This is a genomic window from Nonomuraea sp. NPDC050404 (assembly GCF_040655495.1).
Lineage (GTDB): Bacteria > Actinomycetota > Actinomycetes > Streptosporangiales > Streptosporangiaceae > Nonomuraea.
Genome location: NZ_JBFAKB010000032.1, coordinates 41367 through 66168 on the forward strand (window position 1 = coordinate 41367; position 24802 = coordinate 66168).

Annotated in this window: 16 protein-coding genes and 1 riboswitch; of the genes, 10 read left to right on the top strand and 6 right to left on the bottom strand. The window is 70.4% G+C overall.

The window, feature by feature from the left end:
• Nucleotides 1-8 precede the first annotated feature (8 nt).
• The 5 genes from AB0I81_RS52605 (at nt 9) to AB0I81_RS52625 (ending at nt 5990) form a co-directional block, all read left to right on the top strand.
• A complete protein-coding gene (locus tag AB0I81_RS52605; protein WP_360675486.1) occupies nt 9-1256 on the top strand; it encodes a carbohydrate-binding protein in 1248 nt (415 codons plus the stop codon).
• Between the two features lie 74 nt (nt 1257-1330).
• A complete protein-coding gene (locus tag AB0I81_RS52610; RefSeq protein ID WP_360675489.1) occupies nt 1331-2527 on the top strand; it encodes an enolase C-terminal domain-like protein in 1197 nt (398 codons plus the stop codon).
• On the top strand, nt 2524-4155 hold the full coding sequence (locus AB0I81_RS52615) for a beta-N-acetylhexosaminidase (RefSeq protein WP_360675492.1): 1632 nt from the start codon (nt 2524-2526) through the stop codon (nt 4153-4155). Before AB0I81_RS52610 ends, AB0I81_RS52615 begins: the two co-directional genes overlap by 4 nt.
• A gap of 75 nt (nt 4156-4230) precedes the next feature.
• The gene (locus AB0I81_RS52620) at nt 4231-4950 is read left to right on the top strand and encodes a hypothetical protein (RefSeq protein ID WP_360675494.1); all 720 of its coding nucleotides are present in this window, start codon (nt 4231-4233) and stop codon (nt 4948-4950) included.
• An 83-nt stretch (nt 4951-5033) separates the two neighbouring features.
• A complete protein-coding gene (locus AB0I81_RS52625; RefSeq protein ID WP_360675497.1) occupies nt 5034-5990 on the top strand; it encodes an epimerase in 957 nt (318 codons plus the stop codon).
• A 159-nt stretch (nt 5991-6149) separates the two neighbouring features.
• Here the strand turns inward: AB0I81_RS52625 and AB0I81_RS52630 are convergent, their stop codons facing one another.
• A complete protein-coding gene (locus AB0I81_RS52630) occupies nt 6150-7058 on the bottom strand; it encodes an LLM class flavin-dependent oxidoreductase (RefSeq protein ID WP_360675500.1) in 909 nt (302 codons plus the stop codon).
• Between the two features lie 321 nt (nt 7059-7379).
• A complete protein-coding gene (locus AB0I81_RS52635) occupies nt 7380-7793 on the bottom strand; it encodes a hypothetical protein (RefSeq protein WP_360675503.1) in 414 nt (137 codons plus the stop codon).
• Nucleotides 7794-8100: 307 nt separating this feature from the next.
• Nucleotides 8101-8307: riboswitch (cobalamin riboswitch) on the top strand.
• A 129-nt stretch (nt 8308-8436) separates the two neighbouring features.
• Here AB0I81_RS52635 and AB0I81_RS52640 point away from each other — a divergent pair.
• Both AB0I81_RS52640 and AB0I81_RS52645 read left to right on the top strand, forming a co-directional pair.
• A complete protein-coding gene (locus AB0I81_RS52640) occupies nt 8437-10812 on the top strand; it encodes a ribonucleoside-diphosphate reductase subunit alpha (RefSeq protein WP_360675505.1) in 2376 nt (791 codons plus the stop codon).
• Nucleotides 10813-10835: 23 nt separating this feature from the next.
• Entirely contained in the window at nt 10836-11831 is a 996-nt protein-coding gene (locus tag AB0I81_RS52645; protein WP_360675508.1) for a ribonucleotide-diphosphate reductase subunit beta, read from the top strand.
• Here AB0I81_RS52645 and sigJ read toward each other — a convergent pair.
• On the bottom strand, nt 11786-12748 hold the full coding sequence (gene sigJ, locus AB0I81_RS52650) for an RNA polymerase sigma factor SigJ (protein ID WP_360675511.1): 963 nt from the start codon (nt 12746-12748) through the stop codon (nt 11786-11788). The two genes, AB0I81_RS52645 and sigJ, sit on opposite strands and share 46 nt — an antisense overlap.
• Before the next feature lie 138 nt (nt 12749-12886).
• Between sigJ and AB0I81_RS52655 the strand changes: the two genes are divergently transcribed.
• From AB0I81_RS52655 to AB0I81_RS52665, 3 genes are all read left to right on the top strand, one after another.
• On the top strand, nt 12887-14056 hold the full coding sequence (locus AB0I81_RS52655; protein WP_360675514.1) for an FAD-dependent oxidoreductase: 1170 nt from the start codon (nt 12887-12889) through the stop codon (nt 14054-14056).
• A 72-nt stretch (nt 14057-14128) separates the two neighbouring features.
• Nucleotides 14129-16210 carry an FG-GAP-like repeat-containing protein gene (locus tag AB0I81_RS52660; RefSeq protein ID WP_360675517.1) on the top strand — a complete coding sequence of 694 codons (2082 nt, stop codon included), beginning with the start codon at nt 14129-14131 and terminating at the stop codon, nt 16208-16210.
• 55 nt (nt 16211-16265) lie between these two features.
• Nucleotides 16266-17642: a VCBS repeat-containing protein gene (locus AB0I81_RS52665; RefSeq protein ID WP_360675520.1), complete on the top strand. Its 1377-nt coding sequence runs from the start codon at nt 16266-16268 to the stop codon at nt 17640-17642.
• Nucleotides 17643-17697: 55 nt separating this feature from the next.
• Here AB0I81_RS52665 and AB0I81_RS52670 read toward each other — a convergent pair whose 3' ends face one another.
• The 3 genes from AB0I81_RS52670 to AB0I81_RS52680 form a co-directional block, all read right to left on the bottom strand.
• Complete coding sequence (locus AB0I81_RS52670) at nt 17698-19131, bottom strand: Gfo/Idh/MocA family oxidoreductase (protein WP_360675523.1); 1434 nt, start codon at nt 19129-19131, stop codon at nt 17698-17700.
• A gap of 150 nt (nt 19132-19281) precedes the next feature.
• On the bottom strand, nt 19282-21882 hold the full coding sequence (locus AB0I81_RS52675; protein WP_360675526.1) for a ThuA domain-containing protein: 2601 nt from the start codon (nt 21880-21882) through the stop codon (nt 19282-19284).
• Nucleotides 21883-21891: 9 nt separating this feature from the next.
• A complete protein-coding gene (locus tag AB0I81_RS52680; protein ID WP_360675529.1) occupies nt 21892-24660 on the bottom strand; it encodes a carbohydrate-binding protein in 2769 nt (922 codons plus the stop codon).
• Nucleotides 24661-24802: the final 142 nt, after the last annotated feature.

A 24802-nucleotide genomic window follows, 5' to 3' on the forward strand; every position in this document is an offset into this window, starting at 1 on the left:
AGCCAGAAATGAGAGGAAAGGTCCTCGCCGCCCTTGTCTCCCTGTTCACCCTCATACCCGGCACCGCCCTGGCCGCCCCCAAGGTCAACACCTTTGAACGGCCGGAGCGGGGCACCGCGTACAACCTGAGCCAGTGGGCGGCCGACGGCTGGACCGCGCCCTGGGAGGAGGGCATGAGCACCCGCACCTGGATCGACGGCTACAACTTCAGCCACTCCGGCGGCAAGTCGCTGCGCGTCTTCTACCCCAAGGGGAAGATCGGACCGGCCGACTCCGGCGCCCAGGCGCCACTCCAGCTGACCCCGGCCCGCGAGTACTACCTGTCCTACTGGGCGCGTTACAGCAGCGACTTCAGCTGGGGCGGCACCGAGTACGCGGGCAAGCTCGGCATCGGTCTGGCCGGCGGCGCCTCCTGCTCCGGCGGGCAGGTCTGCGACGGCTACAACGGCTTCAGCTCGCGCATGATCTGGCGGCGCGCCAACGGCCAGGCGGCGATCTACTACTACCACATGGGTCACGCCGGGCAGTACGGCGACTACGCCGTGCTCCAGCGCAACGGCGCCGAGATCCTCTATCCCAAGGGCCAGTGGTTCAACATCGTCCAGCGGCTCAAGGTCAACACCGTCACCAACGGCAACGCCAACCCCGACGGCGAGATCGAGATCTTCTACAACGGCGTCTCCGCCGCCAAGGTCACCGGGCTCCGCTTCGTACGCAACGGCGACCAGGTCGATCGGGCCTACTTCTCCTCCTTCTTCGGCGGGGCGACGACCACCTTCGCGCCCGCGAACGACTCCTACATCTGGTACGACGATCTCAAGGTGTCGACCAACCGGGCCGACATCTGCGAGCTGGCGCCCGGCGGCTGCCACACCCGTACCTTCCAGGCCGAGAGCCACACGGGCATGAAGGGGGTGACCGTGCAGCCCACGGCCGACACCGGGGGCGGGCAGAGCGTCGGCTCCTTCGACAGCACCGACTGGATCTCCTTCGGCGGGGTCAACATCCCTTCGGCCGGACGTTACCTGGTGGAGTACCGCGTCGCCTCCCCGAACAACGGCGGGACGATCTCGCTGGACATCAACGAGGGCCGCACCCCCCTCGGGAACGTCACCGTGCCGAACACGGGCGGTTCGACGAGCTACCGCACGATCTCCCGTGAGGTCGACCTGCCCGCGGGGACGCACCAGTTCGGCATCTACGCGGTGACCGGCGGCTTCGACCTCAACTGGTGGAAGATCACCAAGATCTACTGAACCGGCCGCCCGGGTCAGGCCGCTCATGAGCGGCCTGACCGGGCGGCGCCCACACGGAAAGGCCCGAAGTGTCCGTGAGAGACCCGCTCCGAGATCTCGTGGTCGAGGACATCGAGTGCTTCGTGATCCCGCTGGCCGCGATCCGTGACTTCGCCATCGCGGGCGGGACCGTCGCCCGCGCCGGCGCGAGCCACCCGCGGGTCCTCGTCAAGATCGGCGCGGGCGGGGTGTGCGGCTGGGGAGAGGCGACCCCCACACCCGCCTGGACGTACGAGACGACCGAGACCATCGCCGCCACCATCGTCAACCACCTCGCCCCGGCGCTGCGGGGACGGCCCGCCTGGGACATCGACGGCGCGCACCGCGCCTTCGACCGCGCCATCAACCCGGGCTACACCATCGGCGCCCCGCTCGCGAAGGCCGCACTCGACCTGGCCCTGCACGACCTGGTGGGCCGCGCGCTCGGAGTGCCGGTGGGCGAGTTGTGGGGGCAACGACGCCTGCGCCGGATCCCCCTGTCCTGGATCGTGTCCGGCGCCGACCCCGAGACGAGCGCGGCCGAGACCGCGGAAGGGCTGCGCGCCGGATACCGGGCCTTCAAGATCAAGGTCGGCCTCGGCGCGCTCGACCTGGACGTCGCACGGGTCGCGGCGGTGCGATCGGCCGCCCCCGGCGTGCCGATCTGGGTGGACGCCAACCAGGGCTACACCCTGGAGCAGGCCGTACGGCTCGCGCGCAGGCTGGAGCCACTCGAGGTGGACCTGCTCGAACAGCCCCTGCGCGCCAACGACCCGCTGGGCCTGGCCCGGTTGCGTGCCAGGAGCGATATCCCCATCGCCGTGGACGAGAGCCTGGTGCATCCGAGTGATCTGGCGACGTTCGTCCGGCTGGAGGCGCTGGACGTCGCGGTGAGCAAGGTGCAGCGCAGCGCCGGTCTGTACCTCGCACGGCGGCTCTGCGCGCTCGCCCAGGACTGCGGCATCGGCCTGGCCGGATCCGGCCTGACGGACTCCGACCTCGGCCTGGCGGCCTCGCTCCACCTGTTCTCCGCCTTCGGGATCGATCGGCCGGCGGATCTGAACGGCCGGCAGTTCGTCGTCTCGCACTACGCCACCGGCACGACCGTCGAGGTCCGTGACGGGACGGCCCTCGTCCCGACCGGCCCGGGGCTGGGCGTCGAGGTCGACGAGGACGTCGTACGCGCCCTGGCCGTCGATCCCTTCGGCGACCCGCACGGACCAGCACCCCTCGACCCAAGGACAGCCCCATGAGTCTCGTTCCCCTGCCCGCCGCCGTGACGCCCGCCGACGGCGTCTTCACCCTCACTACGAAAACCGGCCTGACCGCGCCCGACGCGCTGCACGGGGTCCTGGCCTGGTTGCAGGCGACCATGCGCGCGGGGACCGGGCTGCCGCTGCGCGAGTCACCGGCCGGGTCGATCCGGCTGGAACTCGCCCCCGGCCTGACCCCCGAGTCCTACCGCGTGCGGGTCACCCCCGACGGCGTGCTCATCGAGGGTGGCGACCCCGCGGGCGTGTTCTACGGTTGCCAGACGCTGCTGCAACTGCTGCCGCCCGCCGTCTACCGCCGCTCGCCCGTGGCGCCGGGCACGGGCTGGCGCATCGGGGCGATCACCATCGCGGACGCGCCGCGGTTCCCCTGGCGTGGCGTCCTGCTCGACGTGGCCCGGCACTTCATGCCGGTGCACGGCGTCCTGCGGCTCATCGACCAGATGGCGGCGCACCGGCTCAACCGGCTGCACCTCCATCTCACCGACGACCAGGGCTGGCGCCTGGAGATCGGCCGCTACCCCCGCCTGACCTCGGTGGGAGGGTGGCGCACCGAGAGCCAGGTCGGTTCTGGGCCGGACGCGGGGAGCGACGGCCGGCCGCACGGCGGCTACTACACCCATGACGACATCCGCGAGATCGTCGCCTATGCCGCCGGGCGGTTCGTCACGGTGGTGCCGGAGATCGAGATGCCCGGCCACGTCCGCGCCGCCCTGGCCGCCTACCCCGAACTCGGCGTCGGGGCGGAGCGGCTGCCGGTGTGGACCCGGTGGGGCATCGACGATCACGTGCTCAACGCCGAGGAGTCCACCGTCAGGTTCTTCTGCGACGTTCTCGACGAGGTGGTCGGGCTGTTCCCGTCGCCGTACGTGTGCGTGGGCGGCGACGAGGCCCCCAAGACCCGCCTGCTCCGCGATCCGGCCTCCCGGGCCAGAGCCGGCGAACTCGGGCTCGACGGCGCGGACCGGCTGCCGGAATGGTTCCTGGGCCGCGTCGGCCGCCACCTGGCCGGGCACGGCCGCCGCCTGCTCGGCTGGGACGACCTGCTCGAAGGCGACCTGCCGGCCGACGCCACCCTGCTGTCCTGGCGCGGCATGTCCGGCGCCCTCCTCGCGGCCCGCCGCGGCCACGACGTGATCAGCTGCCCCGACAACCACGCCTACCTCGACTACCGCCAGTCCGACCTGGACACCGAGCCGATCCCGCAGTCCGTCGTCCTGGACCTCGACCGCGTCTACGCCTTCGAGCCCGTACCAGGGGAGCTCTCCCCGGAGGAGGCGGAGCACGTGATCGGCGGCCAGGCGAACATCTGGACGGAGTACATGGACTCGGCACGCGTGGTCGACTACTTCGCCTTCCCCCGGCTGGCGGCGATCGCGGAAGTCCTGTGGACCCCGGCCCCGCTGCGTGATCCGTACGATTTCCGCCGCCGCATGGAGACCCACCTGTCGCGCCTTGAGGCCATGGGAATCGAGTACCGCCCGCCGCGCGGCCCGAAGCCGTGGCAGCAGCGGCCCGGGATCGCCGGACGTCCCAGGACGGACGCGGACCGCGACGCCCACATCGCCCGCATCACCGGACGGCCGCGCCGGCCCGCGGTGAGGTCATGACCGCGACGTGCTCAGACGTGATCTGAGTACTTCAGCGCTCGTGCCCGCCCGGTTCCCCGGGCGACGCTGGGACGCATGAAATGGTGGTTGTTACTCGCCTGTCTGCTCGTCACCCTGCTCACCGCCTGGCTGATCCTGTACGCGGGCGTGGCGCTGTCCACGCTCGTCTCGCTGGGCTTCGGTGCGGTCAGCCTGCTCTGGCTGCTCGTCCTGCTGACCGTCCCCTGGAATCTGTGCTTCGCCGCCCGCCAGGTCGTCCACGAGATCCGGCTGTCCAGGGAGGCCGGCATCGAGGTGGCCCGGCACCGTGAGGAGGAGGCCAGGAGCATCGCCCGCCGCATGCTCGTGCTGGCGATCTCGGGCCATGTGGTGTCGGCGCTGGTGATCGCGGTCATCACCTACTTCTCCGGCGCCGGGATCGGGTACTACTTCGCGGCGTTCTACCTGCTGGCGACCTGCTTCCGGCCGGTCAGGGCGTACACGTCGCACCTGCGCCGGCGGGTCATGACCCTGGGACGCGAGGTGCGCTACCCGCGTGAGGACGTGCTCGACCTGAAAGGCCAGGTCGTCGCGCTGAAGGTGGTGACCGAACGCCTGGAGCAGGAGTCCACGCGGCTCACGGCGGACCTCGCCGCGGCCCGGCGGGAGCTGGAGGTGGCCGACCACGATCTGGGACGCCGGATGACGCTCATGACCCGGCGTTTCGACGAGACCGTGGACGGGCTGGCCGACAACCACGAGGTCATCACGGGCTTGAAGGCGTTCCTGCGGCTCGTCAGGGCGGACCCCGCGTAGAGGCGGAATCCAATGCTTCGAAAAAGGTTGATGTGCGCTGAAAGGACGGGCTTTCGTGCTGCCGCGTGGATCAAAATGAGCAGATGCGAACACTGGTGCTGGGTGGCACGGCGTTTCTGTCCGGGGAAATCGCGCGGCAGGCGCGGGATCGCGGACACGAGGTGGTGTGCGCGGCCCGCGGGCAGGCGGGCGACCCGCCGCCGGAGGTCGAGTTCGTCCGGGTCGACCGGAGCGAGGACGGCGGGCTCGCGCCGCTGAAGGGCGCGTTCGACCTCGTCATCGACGTCGCCAGGCATCCGAGCCTGGTACGGCGGGCCGTCACGGAGCTCGCGGGCCGCGCCGGCCACTGGACGCTGGTTTCGTCGTCCAACGTCTACGCCGACTTCGGCCGGGCCGACCAGGTCCTGCACGAACCGCTGGCCGCCGACGCCGACGAGATGGACCCGGCCAACTACGGGCCGGCCAAGGTGGCGTGCGAGCGGATCGTCGGCGCGGGAGCGCTCGTCGTGCGCGCCGGGCTGATCGTGGGCCCCCGGGACCCGTTCGACCGGTTCGCCTACTGGGTCGGCAGGCTCGCCCGCGGCGGGCGGGTGCTGGCTCCCGGCTCTCCCGACGACCTCGTCCAGTGCGTGGACGTGCGCGATCTGAGCGCCTGGATCCTCGACTCGGCGGAGAGGGGGCTGGCGGGGCCGTACGACGCGACGTCCATGCCCTTCGGCAGGGGAGAACTGCTGGCGAGGATCGCCGAGGGCGTGAACGCGGCGCCGGAGCTGGTGTGGGCCGGTCAGGAGTTCCTCATCGAGCAGAAGGTGGAGCCGTGGATGGGGCCGCGGTCGTTGCCGATGTGGCTGCCACTGCCCGAGTACGCCGGCTTCCTGGCCAGGGACACCTCCGCCACGATGGCCGCCGGTCTGCGTATCCGCCCGATCGCCGCCACGGCCCGCGACACCCTGGCCTGGCTGCGCGATTCGGGCCACACGATAAGCCGCGCCGGCCTCACCGCCGCAGAAGAGACCGAACTGCTCCGTGCGCTGGGTTGATACTTCTTCCGGCATGAGAGTCTCCGACCCGGACCTCACGACCGGGACGTACACGGTCGACGTGGCCGACAAGGACTACGCACGCTTCACTTCCGCCCAGCGCCGGCAGATCGTCAGCGCCTGCTGCCAATCCCCGGCGTGGCGGGCGCGGGCGGGGGATCAGTGGTTCACCAGATCCCGCACCTCGGCCAGCAGGTCGACCTGCGCCCGCCAGTCGCCCCCCGAAATCCCGATGACCGCGTGGCTCGCCCCGGCCTCACGGTAGGCGTTCAGTTTCTCGGCGACCTCCTTGGGCCGGCCGGTCAGCGGGATGTCCATGACGTCGTCGAGCGGCCGGCCGTAAGCGCCGCTGATGCCGGCCGCCAGGTCCGCCCTGGACGGAATGCCCGGCCCGGATCCCAGCGCCGCGGCGCCCCCAATGGCGATGACCGGCACGGCCCGGCCGTGGCTCGCGGCCAGCTCCGCCAGGCGCTCCCGTCCCTCGGCGACCTCCCGGGGCGAGATCAGGGAGGGGAACCACCCGTCGCCCAGCCGGGCGGCCCGCCGGACGGCCGCCCGTGACGCGTTGCCGACCCACACGGGCGGCATCCCGGCGCCAGGGGACAGCGTGACCGCCGGCTGTCCGGGCTCGTCCCGCAGGCGAACCTCCTCGCCGGACAACAACTGGGGGAGCAGTTCCAACGCGGTGTCGGTACGGCGGCCACGCTGCCCGTACTCCACCCCGGCGGCCGCCCACTGCCCCGGCCCGCCACCCGAACCGACACCCAGGACCAGCCGGTTGCCGGACACGTACTGCAGGCTCGCGATCTGCTTGGCCGCCCACACCACGGGCCGGATCGCCGGAATGAACACCCCGGTGCCGATCCTGATGACCGAGGTGGCCGCGGCGGCGGTGGCCAGCGCGATCGGCGCGTCCAGCGTCGGCCCGCCGACGGCCAGGTGATCGCCGTGCCACACCCCGTCCAGCCCCGCCTCCTCCGCGTGCCGAGCGGCCTTTCGCAGGTCAAGGTCCTTCTCACGCTGCACGGCAACCCCGGGCAGGATGACGCCGATCTCGAAGCTCTTCATGATTCCGAGCATGCAACCTCAGGTTAGATTGAGGTCAATCCTCGTAAGTCGTCCTGGGGAGGAGAGCAGCAGATGGCAGGTGCGCCTCCGCGCCGGCGGCCGATTTCCATGAATCGCTTTCCGCGAAGCATTCGAGAACCGTCGCAGGCAATCCGGCCGGTCAGCGACTCCACCGTGAGCCCGGCGTCGGCGGGAATATCGTCAAGGCTGAAAGAGTGGCCGCATAATAGGGGGTCAATTCGGCGACGGTGCAGCCGGAAGCCATACATGATTGTCAGCCCTGTACGGCCTCCGGCGAGTTTCCGGTGAGACGCCTTATGTTCAGAGCGCCAGGAAGTCGAATCCGCCGTTCGCCAGGCGACCCGTGTTGGTGTCGTACACGTTGACCGCGACGGTGTTGTGGTGCCACCAGCACGTCGCGGACGGGTTGCGATAGGCGATGTGCGGCAGTCGCCGCTCGTCGCGCGGAGTGAGCTGGATGAGCGAGTAAGGCGCGTCCACCGAGGAGTCGAGCTGGACGCAGTAGCGGCCGGTGCTCGCCCGCCAGGACTTGCGGACGTTCGTGGCGTTGTTCAGGCTGCCGTCGGCGTTGATGATGGCGGCGGCGACGCTGCCATGCGACGCCGTCGCGGGCGTGTGCGCAGCCTGAAATTCGGCGTGCGCAGGAGAAATGGCTGCCGTGATGAGACCGGCGAACGTCAGCGCGAACGCGGCTGACACAGAACGACGGAGCATGGGAATTCCTTTCGATCGCGCCCCAAGTGGGAAGCAAGATTGAAAGTAAGTCCGCGTGGGCCGTGGCACCGCGCGCCACCCCGAACAAGAACAATCAAGAAAACTTGGGCGTTCAAACGCCAACCGATGGCTATCTCATGCGGCGACTTTCCCGGGTCCGGACGCCCGCATCCGGGACCTGATCGGGCCCGACGCGCCGGGGGCTCGCCGGGGTGGCCGGGCCACGGGTGCCCGCGTCGGGCGGTCTGTCGCGTGAGAGTTGTCTCAACACGAGATGTGGGGTGTGACTTTTCGATCGGCCCTATATATGGTGTCCCCTGCAGCTGGTTCGGCCGCTCATCCAGGGCGGCCGAGGCAAGAGGGAACCCGGTGGGAATCCGGGACTGCCCCGCAGCGGTGAGTGGGAACGACCGCCGTCAGACGCACTGGGCCAAGGGCCCGGGAAGCGACGGCCAGTAGGCGTTGAGCGACGAGCCCACGAGTCCGAAGACCTGCCGGCCGCGCCGTACACGATCATGCGTGTGCGGCTGCTCCGAGACCGCGCGGGACGGTCGACGGCACCGGCGAGAGGGCTGTGCGGCGCCCCTGCCTGGGCCTCCTGCGCGTGCTCGGACATTGACCGAGTTCACGAGGGGAGAGCGCAGTGACGGTCACCGGGGATCCGATTACCGAGCTGAGCGGCGAAGTGCCCGTGCCGAGGCGGGTGCAGATGCAGGTGCGCAAGCGCAACGGCAGCGCCGAGCCGGTCGACGTCGGCAAGATCGTGCGCGCGGTGGGACGCTGGGCGGAGGACCTGACCGACATCGATCCGATGCGGGTGGCCACCAAGACGATCAGCGGCCTGTACGACGGCGCCACCACCGCGGAGCTGGACCGGCTGTCGATCCAGACCGCCGCCGAGATGATCGGCGAGGAGCCGCAGTACTCCCGCCTGGCCGCGCGGTTGTTGTCCGGCTACATCGACAAGGAGGTCCGCGGGCAGGGCGTGGCCTCCTTCAGCCAGGCGATCCGGCTGGGCCACGCGGAAGGGCTCATCGGCGACGAGACCGCCGCGTTCGTCAACGCCAACGCGCGCAAGCTCGACGACGCCATCGACACCGCCGCCGACCTGCGGTTCGAGTACTTCGGGCTGCGCACGGTCTACGACCGGTACCTGCTGCGCCACCCGTCCACCCGGCTGGTGGTGGAGACGCCGCAGTACTGGCTGCTGCGGGTGGCGTGCGGGCTGGCCCAGACGCCCGCCGAGGCGGTCGGCTTCTACCGGCTGATGTCGTCGCTGGCCTACCTGCCCAGCTCCCCGACGTTGTTCAACTCCGGCACGCGGCACACCCAGATGTCGTCCTGCTACCTCGTGGACTCGCCGCGTGACGAGATCGGCTCCATCTACGAGCGCTACGCCCAGGTGGCGCAGTTGTCGAAGTTCGCCGGCGGGATCGGCATCGCCTGGTCGCGGATCCGTTCGCGCGGCGCGCTGATCCGCGGCACCAACGGGCACTCCAACGGCATCGTCCCGTGGCTGCGCACCCTCGACGCCTCCGTGGCCGCCGTCAACCAGGGCGGCCGGCGCAAGGGCGCGGCCTGCGTCTACCTGGAGCCGTGGCACCCGGACGTCGAGGAGTTCCTGGAGCTGCGGGAGAACACCGGCGAGGACGCCCGCCGCACCCACAACCTCAACCTGGCCAACTGGATCCCCGACGAGTTCATGCGCCGCGTCGAGTCGGACGGCATGTGGTCGTTGTTCGACCCGAACGAGGTTCCCGAGCTGCCCGACCTGTGGGGCGAGGCGTTCGAGGAGACCTACCGCGCGGCCGAGCGGGCCGGCCGGTACACCCGCCAGGTCAAGGCCCGCGACCTGTACGCCAAGATGATGCGTACCCTCGCCCAGACCGGCAACGGCTGGATGACCTTCAAGGACGCCAGCAACCGGCTGTGCAACCAGGCCGCGGAGCCCGGCAACGTGGTGCACCTGTCCAACCTGTGCACCGAGATCATCGAGGTGTCCAGCGACACCGAGACCGCGGTCTGCAACCTCGGCTCCGTCAACCTCGCCGCGCACGTGACCGATGGCGGCATCGACTGGGAGCGGCTGCGGGCCACCGTGCGCACCGCGGTCACCTTCCTGGACCGCGTGATCGACATCAACTACTACCCGAGCGAGCAGGCGGCGGCCAGCAACCCGCGCTGGCGGCCGGTCGGGCTGGGCGTGATGGGCCTGCAGGACGTCTTCTTCGCCCTGCGCCTGCCGTTCGACTCGCCCGAGGCCAAGGAGTTGTCCACCCGCATCGCCGAGGAGATCTACCTCTCGGCGCTGGAGACCTCCGCCGGGCTCGCCGAGCGCTTCGGCGCCCACCCCGCCTACGGGCAGACGTGGGCGGCGCGCGGCAAACTCCAGCACGACCTGTGGGGCCAGAGCGGCACCCAGAGCGAGCGCTGGGACGCGGTGCGCGAGCGGATCGCCGCTCACGGCCTGCGTAACTCGCTGCTGATCGCGATCGCGCCCACCGCCACCATCGCCTCGATCGTCGGCGCGTACGAGTGCATCGAGCCGCAGGTGTCCAACCTGTTCAAGCGCGAGACCCTCAGCGGCGAGTTCCTGCAGATCAACAACGCGCTGGTGGCCGAGCTCAAGGCGCGCGGGCTGTGGACCGAGCAGGTCAGGGCCGCCATCAGGCAGGCCGAGGGCTCGGTGCAGGGCATCGCGGAACTGCCCGACGACGTGCGCCTGCTGTTCCGCACCGCCTGGGAGCTGCCGCAGCGCGCGCTGATCGACATGGGGGCCGCGCGCTCGCCGTACATCGACCAGAGCCAGTCGCTCAACCTGTTCATGAGCGCCCCGACGATCGACAAGCTCTCCTCGATGTACCTGTACGCCTGGAAGTCCGGCCTGAAGACCACCTACTACCTGCGCTCGCGACCGGCCACCCGCATCCAGCAGGCCACCGTCCCCGTCGTGAACAAGACCGACGAGGCACTCGCCTGCTCGCTGGAGAACCCCGAGTCCTGCGAAGCCTGCCAGTAAACCTTCCCCGAGGAGAAACCCCGATGTTGCTCGACCCCGGCATGAGCCTGACCCTGCGCCCCATGCGCTACCCGCTGTTCTTCGACCGCTACCGTGACGCGATCAAGAACACCTGGACCGTCGAGGAGGTGGACCTGCACAGCGACCTCAAGGACCTGCAGAAGTTGTCGGCGGCCGAACGCCACCTGGTCAGCCGCCTGGTCGCCTTCTTCGCCACCGGCGACACGATCGTCGCCAACAACCTGGTGCTCAACCTCTACCAGCACATCAACGCCCCCGAGGCGCGCCTCTACCTGAGCAGGCAACTGTTCGAGGAGGCCGTGCACGTGCAGTTCTACCTGAACCTGCTCGACACCTACGTGCCCGACGAGCAGGAGCGGTTCGAGGCGTTCGCCGCGGTGGAGAACATCCCCTCCATCCGGCGCAAGGCCGAGTTCTGCTTCAAGTGGATCGACTCCATCGACGAGCTCAAGCAGCTCCAGACCCGCGACGACCGGCGGGCCTTCCTGCTCAACCTCATCTGCTTCGCCGCCTGCATTGAGGGCCTGTTCTTCTACGGCGCCTTCGCCTACGTCTACTTCCTGCGCTCACGCGGCCTGCTGAACGGGCTGGCCTCGGGCACCAACTGGGTCTTCCGCGACGAGTCCATGCACATGGCCTTCGCCTTCGACGTGGTCGACGTCGTACGCCAGGAGGAGCCGGACCTCTTCGACGACGAACTGGCCGGGCAGGTCAGGGAGATGCTCGCCGAGGCGGTGGACTGCGAGGCCCAGTTCGCCGAGGACCTGCTCGGCCAGGGCGTGCCCGGCATGTCCACCGCGGACATGCGGGCCTACCTGGAGCACGTGGCCGACCGGCGGCTGGCCCAGCTCGGCATCGAGCCGCTGTACGGGTCGAAGAACCCGTTCGCGTTCATGGAGCTGCAGGACGTGCAGGAGCTGTCCAACTTCTTCGAGCGGCGCGTGTCGGCCTATCAGGTGGGCGTGACCGGCTCGGTCAGCTTCGACGCCGACTTCTGATCCGAGTTCTGGTTCCACGGCTGCAGCTTGTCCGGGTTGCGGATCGCCCAGATGTGCCTGATCCGGTCGCCGGCGATCTCGAACGCCACGACCGACACGGTGACGCCGTCCCGCTGGGCGATCAGGCCGGGCCTGCCGTTGACCGTGCGCTCCAGGACCGTCAGGTCGTGGAACCTGTGCCCGAGCAGCACCAGGGAGCGCACGATCCGCTCGGCGCCCGCGATCGGGTGCGCCACGGTGGGGGCCCGGCCGCCGCCGTCGCCGGTCGTCGTGGCATCGGGTGCCAGCAGGCCGATGAGGGCGTCGATGTCCTTGGCCTCCCAGGCCAGCTTGAAGCCTCTGACGATCTCGGCCTGCCGGGCCGCGGAGGTCGCGGGCGCCTGCGCTTCGCGGATGCGGCGGCGGCCCGAGGAGGCGAGCTGGCGGCAGGCCGCCGGGGTGCGGCCGACGATCTCGGCCACCTCGGCGAAGGAGTAGCGGAAGACGTCGTGCAGGATGAACGCGACGCGTTCGGCCGGGGTCATCGATTCGAGCACGACGAGGAAGGCCATGTTGATCGACTCGTCGAGGGTGACGCGGTCGGCCGGGTCGGCGGTGGTGCTGTCCGGCCGCTCGCCGATCCACTCCGTGGGCTCGGGCAGTGGCTCGGGGATCCATTCGCCCACGTAGGTCTCGCGGCGGGCCCGTGCCGAGGTGAGCAGGGTGAGGCAGATGCGGCTGGCGACGGTGGTCAGCCAGGCGCCGGGGGAGTCGATGGCCTCCCGCTGCGGCGGGGACATGGCGTACCAGCGGGTGTAGGTCTCCTGGACGACGTCCTCCGCCTCGGCCAGGGAGCCGAGCAGCCGGTAGGCGAGGTTGATGAGCCGGCGCCGCTCGCTCATGATCGCGTTCAGGCTCGGATCGTACGCTTCGGTCATGGTGTGGTCGGCTCCCTTGGTTGTGTTCGGCCTTACCGGTCCGACCGGACAGCGGGGTGAAATGTCAGGTCTGACGTTTTGAGGGGCCGATTGGTCGAACTGGTGAGACCCACTGAGATCAAGAAGGGAAACCTCACCATGCCCACACCCAACAAGGTCGTCGTGATCGGCGGCGGTTACGCCGGCACGCTCGCGGCCAACCATCTGCGCATGCGTGCCGACGTCGACATCACCATGGTCAATCCCCGTCCGGAGTTCGTGGAACGCATCCGGCTGCACCAGTTCGTGGCCGGCACCGGCGAGGCCAGGGTGGACTACGGCACGCTGCTCGGCCAGGATATCGGGCTGGTCGTCGACAGTGCGACGCGCATCGACACCGCCGCCCGTACCGTGCGGCTGGCCTCGGGCGGCGCGCTGGATTACGACTACGTCATCTACGCGGTCGGCAGCACCAGGGCGATCCCGTCGTCGGTGCCGGGCGCGGCCGAGTTCGCGTTCGACATCGCGGAGCTGGAGTCCGCGCAGCGGTTGCGCGCCAGGCTCGCGGAGCTGCCGTCCGACGCCCCGATCACCGTGGTCGGCGGCGGGCTGACCGGCATCGAGACGGCCGCCGAGCTGGCCGGGCGGGGGCGCGCGGTCACGCTGGTGTGCGGCCGCATCCTGGCGCCGTCACTGAGCGTGCCGGGCCGCCGGTCGGTGGCCAAGTGGCTGTCCCGGCACGGCGTCGCGGTGCTGGAGGGCGCCGTGGTGAGCGAGGTCCGGCCGGACGGGGTCGTCCTTGGCGACGGTACGGTGCGCGCGGGCGCGCTGACCATCTGGGCGGGCGGTTTCGGGGTGCCGGAGCTGGCGGCGGCGAGCGGGCTGCGCACCGACGCGCTGGGCCGGCTGCTCACCGACGAGACGCTGACCAGCGTCGGCGACGACCGCATCGTCGCCGCCGGGGACGCCGCCGCCCCGTCGGACCGGCCGCTGCGGATGAGCTGCTACGCCGCGGGGCCGCTCGGGGCGCAGGCCGCCAACACCGTGATGAGCCGCATCGCGGGAACCGAACCGGAGGCGATCCGCCTGGCCTTCACGGGCTCGTGCATCAGCCTCGGCCGGAGCGCCGCCGTGCGGCAGTTCGCCCGCAAGGACGACACCGCGTTGAACGTCTACTTCGACGGTCGCTTGGGCGCCGCGTACAAGGAGATGACCTGCAACTTCACGATGTCGAGGATCCGCGGCGAGGCTCGCAGGCCCGGTTCCTACAAGTGGCTGAAGGGAGGCCCGCGCGCTGAGCGGCATACCGCCGTCATACCGGCGATATAGGGCGCGCCAGTAACTTTCGCGTCCGGCGGCGGGCACACAGGATGCCCGCCGCCGGACGCGAAAGGGAAGCCAGTGCGGAAGATATTACTTCGCGGCAGGAGACTCGCCGGGCTGGTCACGATGGCGGCGGTGGTGGCGGGCACCCTGGTCGCCACCTCCACCCCGGCCTCGGCCGCCCCCGACTTCCAGCTCCCGTTCCCCTGCGGGCACAAGTGGCGGCTGAACACCTACGACTCCACCCACGCGCCGGCCCTGGACATGGTCAGGGAACCGCAGTCCCAGACCGAGGGATCGCCGCTGGTGGCGCCGGCCGCCGGCACGGTGAACCGGTCGTTCTACCATGACCAGGCCGGCAACGTCATTCAGATCAACCACGGCGGCGGTCACTTCACCACCTACATCCACCTGCAGTCGCGCGCCGTGAGCGTCGGCGACAAGGTCGCGCGGGGGCAGGGCATCGGGCGGGTCGGTCACACCGGGCCCACCTCCAACGGGACCCCGCACCTGCACTATGAGCAGGGTTACGACGCCAACGGCGACGGCAGCGCCTCCTGGGGCTTCGAGGGGGCCGAGCGCGTCACGGCCAGGTTCGACGGCAAGGCGTACGGCCCGGGCACCGGCCTCGAATGGCGCAACGTCGTCAGCCGGAACTGCGGGCAGGCGGCCGGCCTGTTCGGCGCGGACTTCAACGGTGACGGCGTGGGCGACCTCTTCGCCACCGGCACCGGCAGCCTGCACATCTGGAACGGCAGGGGCGGCAACGGCTTCACCGCCCCCGACGTGGTCGGCTCCGGCTGGAACGGGTTCAGCCGGCCCATCGGCGGCGACTTCAACGGCGACGGCGTCGGCGACCTCGCCGCCGTCCGCGACGGCGTGCTGAACATCTGGAACGGCAAGGGCGGCAACCGGTTCAACGCGGCGCAGGAGATCGGCTCCGGCTGGACCCACCTCGCCCGTACCCTGGTCTCACTCGGCGACGTCAACAAGGACGGCCGCGCCGACCTCGGCGCCGTGGACGCCGAGGGCGTGCTGCACGTCTGGAACGGCAGGGGCGGCAACAAGTTCACCTCCGCCGTCCCGATCGGCGGCGGCTGGAGCAGCTTCGGCCGTCCGGTCGGCGGCGACTTCAACGCCGACGGGATCGGCGACCTCGCCGCCGTCGGCACCGACGGCGTCCTGCACATCTGGAACGGCAGAGGCGGCAACGACTTCGGCCAGGCCGAGCGGGTCGGCGGCGGCTGGACCCGCGCGATGGCGAGCACGCTGATGTCGCTGGGCGATGTCAACGGCGACGGCCACTCCGACCTGGCCGCCGTCAAGGACGGCACCCTGCACGTCTGGAACGGCAGGGGCGGCAACGACTTCACCGCGGCCGAACCCGTCGGCTCCGGCTGGGCGCCGCACTTCCCCGCCGAGTCCGGCGCCGACTTCAACGCCGACGGCCTCGGCGACATCTTCGCCACCGGCACGGGCATCCTGAACATCTGGAACGGCACGGGCGCGAACAAGTTCGCCGCCGCCGTCCCCGTCGGCGGGGGCTGGGCCGAGTTCGGCCGTCCCGTCGGCGGTGACTTCAACCGTGACGGCGTCGGCGACCTGGCCGCCGTCAAGGACGGAACCCTGAACATCTGGAACGGCAAGGGCGGGAACAGGTTCGCCCCGGCGGCACCCGCTCAGCCCGGCTGGACCGGTCTCACCCACCTGATCTCTCCCGGGGACGTCAACGGCGACGGCCACCCCGACCTCGCCACCGTGGACTCCGAGGGTGTCCTGCACCTCCGCAACGGCAAGGGCGACAACACCTTCTCCCCGGCGGCCCGCGTCGGCGGGGGCTGGAGCGAGTTCGGCCGTCCCGTCGGCGGTGACTTCAACCGTGACGGCGTCGGCGACCTGGCCGCCGTCAAGGACGGAACCCTGAACATCTGGAACGGCAAGGGTGACAACACCTTCGCCCCCGCGGTACCCGTCACGTCCGGCTGGAGCGACCTCGCCCACCGGCTCATGTCCCCCGGCGACGTCAACAACGACGGCCAGAGCGACCTCGCGGCCGTGGACGCCGAAGGTGTCCTGCACGTGCACAACGGCCTCGGCGTCAACAGGTTCGACGCCCCGGTCCGGGTCGGCCCCGGCTGGAACGAGCACTTCCCCAGCTGATCACCCCCTACCTCCGGGCCGGGAACCTCCCGGCCCGGTCGAGATGGAGCCACAGATGTCATCCTTCTCCCTCCGCCGCTTACCGGTGGCGGCCCTGGCCGCTCTCACGATCATCGGCCTGTCCGCACCGGCGCACGCCGCTCCGGAGCCGGCCCCGTCCGGCGACATCACCCTCCAGGACGTCACGGTCCAGTGGAAGACGGCCCCCTGTGACCCCGGCGGGCCGACCGGCTCGGACGCGGCGCTGGCCACGCAGTTGAACGGCGTGCTCACGGGCAGGCTGGACGGGTACATGACCGCGTACAAGGTCTCCTGCGCCCGCATGGTCGTCAAGGCGGTCCGCGACCGCGGCATGCCGAAGCACGCGGCCGTCATCGCGGTCACCACCACGATCGTCGAGACCAACATCGAGAACGTCAGCGAGATGGTCGACCACGACAGCCTGGGCCTGTTCCAGCAGCGCGCGTCGTGGGGCAGCGACAAGAACCGGCTCGACCCGATCTGGGCCACCAACGCCTTCCTCGGCACGATGGTCAGGATCTACCCGAACAACTCGTGGATGGACGAGCCGGTCGGCGAGGTGTGCCAGGCCGTACAGGTCTCGGCGCATCCGGGCCTCTACCAGCCGCAGGCGAGCGACGGCCAGAAGATCGTCGATGCCCTCTGGGCCGGGCAGCCGACCCTGCACGGGGCGGACTTCGACGGCGACGGCGTCAGCGACATCTTCGCCGCCGGAACGGGGACGCTGACCATCTGGAACGGCAAGGGCAACAACAACTTCCGCCCCGCCGACCCGGTCGGCGGCGGGTGGGGCGCGTTCAGCCGGCCCATCGGCGGCGACTTCAACGGCGACGGCGTCGGCGACCTGGCCGCCGTCAAGGACGGGGTCCTGAACATCTGGAACGGCAGGGGCGGCAACCGCTTCGCCTCCCCTGAGCCCGTCGGGTCGGGCTGGACCCAGCTGGCCGGTTCCCTGTTCTCGGCCGGCGACGTGAACAAGGACGGCCGTACCGACATCGGCGCGGTGGACCCCGACGGCGTCCTGCACATCTGGAACGGCAAGGGCAACAACAACTTCGCCGCCGCCCATCCCGTCGGCGGCGGCTGGCGCAGCCTCTCCCGACCCGTCGGCGGCGACTTCAACGGCGACGGCATCGGCGACCTCGCCGCCGTGGACGGTGACGGCGTGCTGCACCTCTGGAACGGCAGGGGCGGCAACAACTTCACCGGCGCGCAGCGGGTGGGCGGCGGATGGACCGCCCATCTCACGCGTACCCTCATGTCCCTGGGCGACGTGAACGGCGACCGTCACACCGACCTGGCCGCCATCACCCCCGAGGGCGTCCTGACCGTGTGGAACGGCAGGGGCGAGAACAGGTTCGGCCCGGCCACACCCATCGGCCCCGGCTGGAACCCGCACTTCCCCGCCTGACCCCGCATCGCCGGGCCGGGACCAAACCCGGCCCGGCCCGGGTTCCGAGCCGGTGTCAGCCGCCCGCGAGCAGCGGGTCCTCCGGCTGCGGGCGGTCGAACGTGGGCCGTTTCTCCTTCCATCGGCCGCGGGTGAAGTCGGGCACCTTGACCGGGCGCAGCCCGCCCGCCTTCAGCGACTCGTGGCTGAGCGGGATCACCGAGCACCACGCCGCCGAGTCGTAGACGTCGATGTCGGGGGTCATGCCGAGCCGCATCAGCTGGACGAGGCGGAAGATGGAGACGAAGTCGCCGCCGCCGTGCCCGCCGAACTGCTCGGCCAGCCTCTCCAGCAGGGGCCACAACCAGTGGTCGTACTGCCGCAGGATGCCGGTGTAGGCGCTGCCGGTCCGCCACGCGTGGTCGTTGTGGCCGAGCGACTCCAGGTAGACCCGGGCGTTGTCGAGCTCGACCGACCCCCTGGTCCCGGTGAGCGTGGTCTCCCTGGTGTACGGGTGCGGGGAGTTCACGTCGTGCTCGACCCGGATGAACCGGCCGCCGGCGGTGGTGACGAAGCAGGTGTGCCGGTCACCCGAGATGTACGGCCGGTCCTGCCACGACGAATGGTCCTGGCCCACCCGCGGGTCCTCCTGCCTGAACAGGGCCAGCGCCTTGGGCACGGACGCCACGGCGACCAGCTCCTCGAAGCGGTCGCCGCGGTTGATGCCCATGGCCGCCGACACCGGCCCCAGGCCGTGCATGGGGTAGTGCAGGGCGTTCATCCGGGTCTGCCAGCGCCGCCGCCAGTGCTCGGGGTGGTAGGCGCCGCCGAACAGGTACGGCCAGCGCAGATCGTGCACGTAACCACCGGAGCCGTGCTGCACGTCGCCGAAGAGCCCCGCCTGGACCATGCCGAACATCTGCAGCTCAGGCCGGAAGTAGTTGACGTTCTCCAGGAGCAGGCAGTGCTTGCGGGTCCGCTCGGAGGTGCGGACCAGGTCCCAGATCTCGTTCAGGTGCGGCGAGATCGGCAGCTCGACGGCGACGTGCTTGCCGTGCTCCATGGCCGCCTTGGCCTGGGGGTGGTGCCACTCCCATGGGGTGGCGACGTAGACCAGGTCGATGTCGTCGCGCCGGACGAGATTGACGAAGTCCTGCTCGCCCGCGGAGTATCCGACCGGTTCGACGTCCTGGAAGCCCTGCTGCATGATCCGGGAGATGGTGCGGCTGACGCGTTCGGGCCGGATGTCGCACACGGCGGTGACCGTGGCGACGGCGCCGAACCGCACGTCCTGGCTGCCGCCGCGGTTGCCGAGGCCGATGAGTCCGACCCTGACCTTCTCGAAACCCTCGAACGGCACGTTGACCATGCTTCTCTCGCGCTGGTCACGAGGGGGCTCCCAGGCGGCGGGGGAGCCGGTGGCATCCGCGATGCCGGTGGTGGCACCCAGGACGATGCCGGACTTCAGCAGGTTGCGGCGTGAGGGGATGTACTGCTTCGGAGGGGCCACAGCGATGATCACTCCCTGGGACGTGGACAGTGATTGTGCATGGCGCTTTTCCCCCGACAGTGGGCAGTATCGATCGTCCTCGGCCTGAGGGCAAGAGACGGCGGCCGAGCCTGGGAGCCCCGGCCGCCTTAAGCCGCGAACCGCCCGACCCTAGGAGCCCCGGGCGCCGGCAGCCGCGAACCGCCCGACCCAGTACGCGGTGCGGTCCAGATAGGCGGTCTGGGCCGAGGCGCCGGTGCGTCCGTAGGCCCCCTCGAAGCTCTGGTAGCCCGTCCGCGCGACCGCGGGCTCGATCACGCTGCCCTCGTGCCACTCGTTGAAGGAGGTGATGGACACCCAGGTGGGCCCGGACTGCAGGGCGTTGGACCACTCCTTGTCATAGGTGGCCCCGTTGTCCCGGGCGAGGGTGGGCGTGGTGTTGCCGGGCACCGCGCGGTCGTCCACATAGCCGGGCCCCACGGACGGGGCCCACACCAGCCCGTTCTGGCGCGCGTAGTCGGCGGCCTGCTGCCAGCCGGGCGCGGTGGCGCCGGCGATCGCGTCGTAGGTGTACATGCCGTTGAAGTTCGCGATCTTCGAGGTGTCGGTGGTCTGGGCCAGGATGACGTTGTCCCGGTTGACCTGGCTCAGCGCGGACCAGTCGGTGATGCGCAGGCTCTCGAAGACGTAGAAGGCGTCGCTGAAGGCCGGATGCGCGCCGTAGGTCTGGTTGATGTAGCGGATGTCCTCCACGGTCGAGTCGGCGGTGCGGCCGGAGTAGGGCTCCAGGTGCCAGGCCACCTTGAGCCCCTGTGCCGCCGCCGCGTCCATGATCCTTCTGGCGAGGTTGTCCTCGTAGCTGCCGCGGCCCCACCAGCTGAGCACCAGCACCCCGGTGCCCGCCTGCCTGATCCACTTCATGTGCTGGGCCACCGTGCCGGAGAAGTCACCGGAGTCGTACGCGCCCAGCGCCGGATAGAGGTCCGCGCCGATGTCGTCCGGCGGGGTGCGGCCGCCCTGCTGCCAGTGCCGCCAGCCGCCGTGGACCTGCGGCGAGCCGTACCAGGGGTAGTAGAAGACGTGCACCTTGTCCGACAGCGCCGCGCCGCCCCGCTCCAGGGTGAGGGTGTCGATGTCGAACAGGCTGCCGCTGCCGCCGGTGAAGGACAGGAAGAGGGGTCCGCCGGTGGATGCGGTCAGCGTGGTCGAGACGTTCTGGAAGTTCTCCCAGCCGCCGGTGTTCGGTACGGCCACCGAGCCGAGCAGGGGGCCGGTGGCCGACCCGGAACGCACCTGGATCGTGCCGCCGGAGCCGCCCGAGGAGATGCGGGCGGCGAACCGGGTCGCGCCCGCCGTGTCGACGTTCGCGTAGCCCGCCCAGTCGCCGTTGTCGACGTAGCCGAGCGTCCTGCCGCCGCTGGCCGGCGCGTGGGCCGCGACCTGCACCCCCGCGCTGGAGGTGTAGGACTCGCCCTCGACGGTGACCGGGCCGCCGCCCAGCTCCTTGATCCGGATGTTGCGGAAGGCGGCCTGGTCGGCGGCGCCGTGGTTCTGGATGCCGACATGGCCCTGGCGCAACGAGCGCCGGGGGTCGGTGTTGGTGAAGTCGTTGATCTTCGTGCCGTTCAGGAAGACCTGCAGGCGCTCGCCCTCCACCAGCAGCTCGTAACTGTTCCACGCTCCCGGCGGGTTCAGCGCCGCGTCGCGGGCGGCCTGGTCGGCGGCCTTGAAACCGTAGACCGACCCCGTCGTGCGGTCGGTGGCGTCGGTGGCGTCGATCTGCACCTCGTAGCCGTTGTCCACGGCGGACTGCGGGTCGGCGGAGGCGGGGAAGCCCACGAAGACGCCGGAGTTGCTGTCGCCGGTCAGCCTCCAGTCGAGCTTCAACGAGTAGCCGCCGAACTCCTTGGCGTTGTACCACAGCAGGCCCATCCCGCCCTGCGAGCTCAGCGTGGCGTCGGCGTTGGCGAAGCTGCCGGGCCCGGCCTGCGACCAGCCGCCGGTGGAGCCGTTGTACAACGTCGTGTAACCGGTCTCCGGCCGGCAGTCCGCCTTGGCGACCCCGGCCGCGTACCTGATGCCGCCCAGGAGCACGCCGCGGAAGGCGGGATCGGCATAGGACTCGGCGGTGTGGCCGAGACCGGTGTAGAACGAGCGCCCCTGGCCCTGCGGGTGGCACCACGTGATGGGGTGGTCTCCCATGTCGCCGCCGCTGTAGCTGCCCTCGTCGAGGCTCTGCAGCACGCGTACGGAAGGGCGCGGGTTGGTGCGGTAGTTGTACCACTCGTCGGTACGCGTCCAGGCCGGGCCGAGGTGGGCGGTCGCGGGGTGCGCGCGGTTCTCGGCGCGTACCGTGGCCTGCTGGATGGCGGGGTGGCTCTTGAAGTACGCGCCGGCCAGCTTCTCGTAGTACGGCCAGCCGTACTCGGTGTCCGCCGCCGCGTGCACGCCCACGTATCCGCCGCCCGAGTCCACGTAGGACTGGAAGGCCGCCTGCTGGGTGTCGTTCAGCACGTCGCCGGTGGTGTTGAGGAAGACGACGGCCTTGAAGCGGGACAGGTTGGCGCCGGTGAAGGCGCCGCCGTCCTCGGTGGCGGTCACGGTGAAGTTGTTCGCCGCGCCGAGGTCGCGGACGGCCTGGACGCCGGCCGGGATCGAGTCGTGCCGGAACCCGGCGGTCTTGGAGAAGACCAGCACCTGGTAGGCCGGGTCCGCGGGAGCGGCGGTCAGGCCCGCCGCCACGAGCACGAGGCTCAGGAGTTTGTGCAGCATCGCCTTCCCCTACCTGGTGATCGTCAAGGTGTCGATGTCGAAGAGGCTGCCGCTGCCGCCGGTGAAGGACAGGAAGAGCGGTCCGCCGGTGGATGCGGTCAGCGTGGTCGAGACGTTCTGGAAGTTCTCCCAGCCGCCGGTGTTCGGTACGGCCACCGAGCCGAGCAGGGGGCCGGTGGCCGAGTTCGAACGGATCTGGATCGTGCCGCCCGCCCCTGCCGAGGAGATACGGGCGGAGAACGTCTTCGCGCCCGCCGTGTCGATGTGCGAGTAGCCCGCCCAGTCGCCGTTGTCGATGTAGCCGAGCGTGTTGCCGCCGCTGGCCGGCGCGTGGGCCGCGATCTGCACGCCCGCGCCGGAGGTGTGGGACTCGCCCTCGGCGGTCGAGCCCGTGGCGAAGGTGAAGGCGTCCACGTCGAGCAGGTTGCCCTGTCCCGACACGCCCTTGAAGACCAGGAACAGCTTCGTCGTGCCGCCGGGGGCGTTGCCCAGAGCGGCGGAGACGTCGGTGAAGGTGTCCCAGCCTCCGGTGTTGGCCACGGTCAGCGTGCCCAGCAGGGTGCCGGTCGGAGAGCCTGACCGCACCTCGATCGTGCCGCCGGGGCCGCCGGAGGAGACGCGGGCGGTGATCCTGGTGGCTCCGGACAACACGTACGGCTCGAAGGAGATCCAGTCGCCGTTGTCGGTGAAGCCGACGGTCGCCGCGCCCTCTGCGCCGCCGTGCTGGGCGATCTGGATGCCCTGCTGCGCGCCGAAGTGCTCGGCCTGGCGGTGGGACGGCTGCAGCGTGCGCACGCTGTGGCCGGTGAGGCCGCCCTTGTCGGTGTACTCGGCGTCGAAGACGCCGTAGAGGTTGGCCGCCGCGTCGTGCTCGCCGTCGGGCGGGATGGTGATCGATCCCTCACAGCCGTTCTTCGAGGTGATCGCGTGGGTGTGGCTGTCATGACCGAGCAGGTACGTCACCTTGACGGCGGCGCAGTTCACCGTGCCGTCCTCGGGGTCGGTGACGGTGACCTTGAACGGCACCGCCTGGCCGTAGGAGAAGATGCGGCCGTTGACCGGGGTGGTCAGCGTCACGGTGGGCGCGGTGTTGCCGACCGTGATCACCAGGCTGGCGGTCCCGGTCAGGCCCTGCGGGTCGCGTACGGTCAGGGTCGGCCGGAAGGTGCCGTCGGCGGTGTAGGTGTGGGCCGGGGCGGCCTGCGTGGAGGTGGCGCCGTCGCCGAAGTCCCACAGGTAGGTGAGCGCGCCGCCCTCGGGGTCGGAGCTGCCGGCGGAGCTGAAGGCCACGGTCAGCGGCGCCCTGCCGGAGGTCTTGTCGGCGGCCGCCTTGGCGACGGGGTTGCGGTTCGCGCCGCCGAGGTACTCGATCCGGTACAGCGCCTGGTTGCCGCCGCCCGTGCCGTAGTCCAGCACGTACAGGGCGCCGTCGGGGCCGAACTCCGAGTCGATGATCTGCGTGCCGTCCCACGGGAAGTCCTCGATCACGCCGGGCGTGCCGTCGCCCTTGACCTCGATCGCCTTGATCCACTGGCGGCCGAACTCGGCGGCGAAGTAGCGGCCGTCGAGCGACTGCGGGAACTTGACCGTCGAGGAGGAGCCCGCGTCGAAGCGGTAGACCTCGCCGCCCATGGGCGACTCCGAGCCGCCGCCGAACTCCGGGGGCGAGCCGGCGTCGCCGTACTTGATCCAGCTCGGCTTGGCGGCGGGCAGCGTGGCGAGCCCGGTGTTGCGGAAGGAGTTGTTGGCCGGGCCGCCCGCGCAGTTGTACTTCCCGCCGGAGGGGCCACTGGGGAAGGTGTACTCGTTGTAGCTCTCGGCGGTCGTGTTCGTGCCGGTGCAGTACGGCCAGCCGTAGTTGCCCGGGGCCGTGATGCGGTCGAACTCCACCTGGCCGCCGGGGCCGCGGCCGGAGTCGGCGGTGCCCGCGTCGGGGCCGTAGTCGCCCAGGTAGACCGTGCCCGTCCGCTGGTCGACCGACATGCGGAAGGGGTTGCGGAAGCCCATGGCGTAGATCTCGGGCCTGGTCTTCGCGGTGCCGGGCGGGAAGAGGTTGCCCGCCGGGACGGTGTAGCTGCCGTCCGGCTGCGGCTTGATGCGTAACAACTTGCCGCGCAGGTCGTTGGTGTTGCCGGAGGAGCGCTGCGCGTCGAACTGCGGATTGCGGTCGGTGCGCTCGTCGAGCGGGGAGAAGCCGCCGGACTCGAAGGGGTTGGTGTCGTCGCCGGTGGTCAGGTACAGGTTGCCCGCGGCGTCGAAGTCGATGTCGCCGCCCACGTGGCAGCACTGGCCACGGTCGTTGGGCACCTCCAGCACGACCTTCTCGCCGGCCAGGTCGAGGGTGTTGTCGGGCTTGAGGGTGAAGCGCGACAGGTTCAGGTGGCCCTTCCAGGGCGCGAAGTCGGCCGCGGTGCCCGTCACGGGGGCGTCGCCGGGCGGGGTGCTCAGTTTGGGCGAGTAGTAGAGGTAGACGAAGCGGTTGGCGGCGAAGCCGGGATCGACGGCGACGCCCTGCAGCCCTTCCTCGTCGTGGGTGTAGACGTCGAGCTTGCCCGCCACCTTCGTCGCGCCGGAGGCGTCGGTGTGGCGTAAGGTGCCGTCGCGGGCGGTGTGCAGCACCGACCTGTCGGGCAGGACCGCGAGTGAGATGGGCTCGCCCAGCTCGGACGGCCCGAGGGCGAGCTGGACCTGTTGGTAGTCGCCGGGTGGGATGTCGATCGCCGCCGCGCCGGTGCACAGCAGCGACGCCGCGACGAGCAGCCTCGACCACGCAGACATGGGGTTCCTTCCTGACCGGGGGGACGTCAGGACTGGAGAGTGTTTGCTCCAGATTGCGCTTGACGATTTGTCTGGATATAGCGGCACTCAGGAAGATGCTTACCGCGCCGTAATGTGGCTGTCAAGACGCTCTTACTTCAGC

Coding starts and splice junctions, on each gene's coding strand:
- AB0I81_RS52605 (WP_360675486.1), top strand. CDS start 9: ATGAGAGGAAAGGTCCTCGCCGCCCTTGTCTCCCTGTTCACCCTCATA.
- AB0I81_RS52615 (WP_360675492.1), top strand. CDS start 2,524: ATGAGTCTCGTTCCCCTGCCCGCCGCCGTGACGCCCGCCGACGGCGTC.
- AB0I81_RS52620 (WP_360675494.1), top strand. CDS start 4,231: ATGAAATGGTGGTTGTTACTCGCCTGTCTGCTCGTCACCCTGCTCACC.
- AB0I81_RS52625 (WP_360675497.1), top strand. CDS start 5,034: ATGCGAACACTGGTGCTGGGTGGCACGGCGTTTCTGTCCGGGGAAATC.
- AB0I81_RS52630 (WP_360675500.1), bottom strand. CDS start 7,058: ATGAAGAGCTTCGAGATCGGCGTCATCCTGCCCGGGGTTGCCGTGCAG.
- AB0I81_RS52635 (WP_360675503.1), bottom strand. CDS start 7,793: ATGCTCCGTCGTTCTGTGTCAGCCGCGTTCGCGCTGACGTTCGCCGGT.
- AB0I81_RS52645 (WP_360675508.1), top strand. CDS start 10,836: ATGTTGCTCGACCCCGGCATGAGCCTGACCCTGCGCCCCATGCGCTAC.
- sigJ (WP_360675511.1), bottom strand. CDS start 12,748: ATGACCGAAGCGTACGATCCGAGCCTGAACGCGATCATGAGCGAGCGG.
- AB0I81_RS52655 (WP_360675514.1), top strand. CDS start 12,887: ATGCCCACACCCAACAAGGTCGTCGTGATCGGCGGCGGTTACGCCGGC.
- AB0I81_RS52665 (WP_360675520.1), top strand. CDS start 16,266: ATGTCATCCTTCTCCCTCCGCCGCTTACCGGTGGCGGCCCTGGCCGCT.
- AB0I81_RS52675 (WP_360675526.1), bottom strand. CDS start 21,882: ATGCTGCACAAACTCCTGAGCCTCGTGCTCGTGGCGGCGGGCCTGACC.
- AB0I81_RS52680 (WP_360675529.1), bottom strand. CDS start 24,660: ATGTCTGCGTGGTCGAGGCTGCTCGTCGCGGCGTCGCTGCTGTGCACC.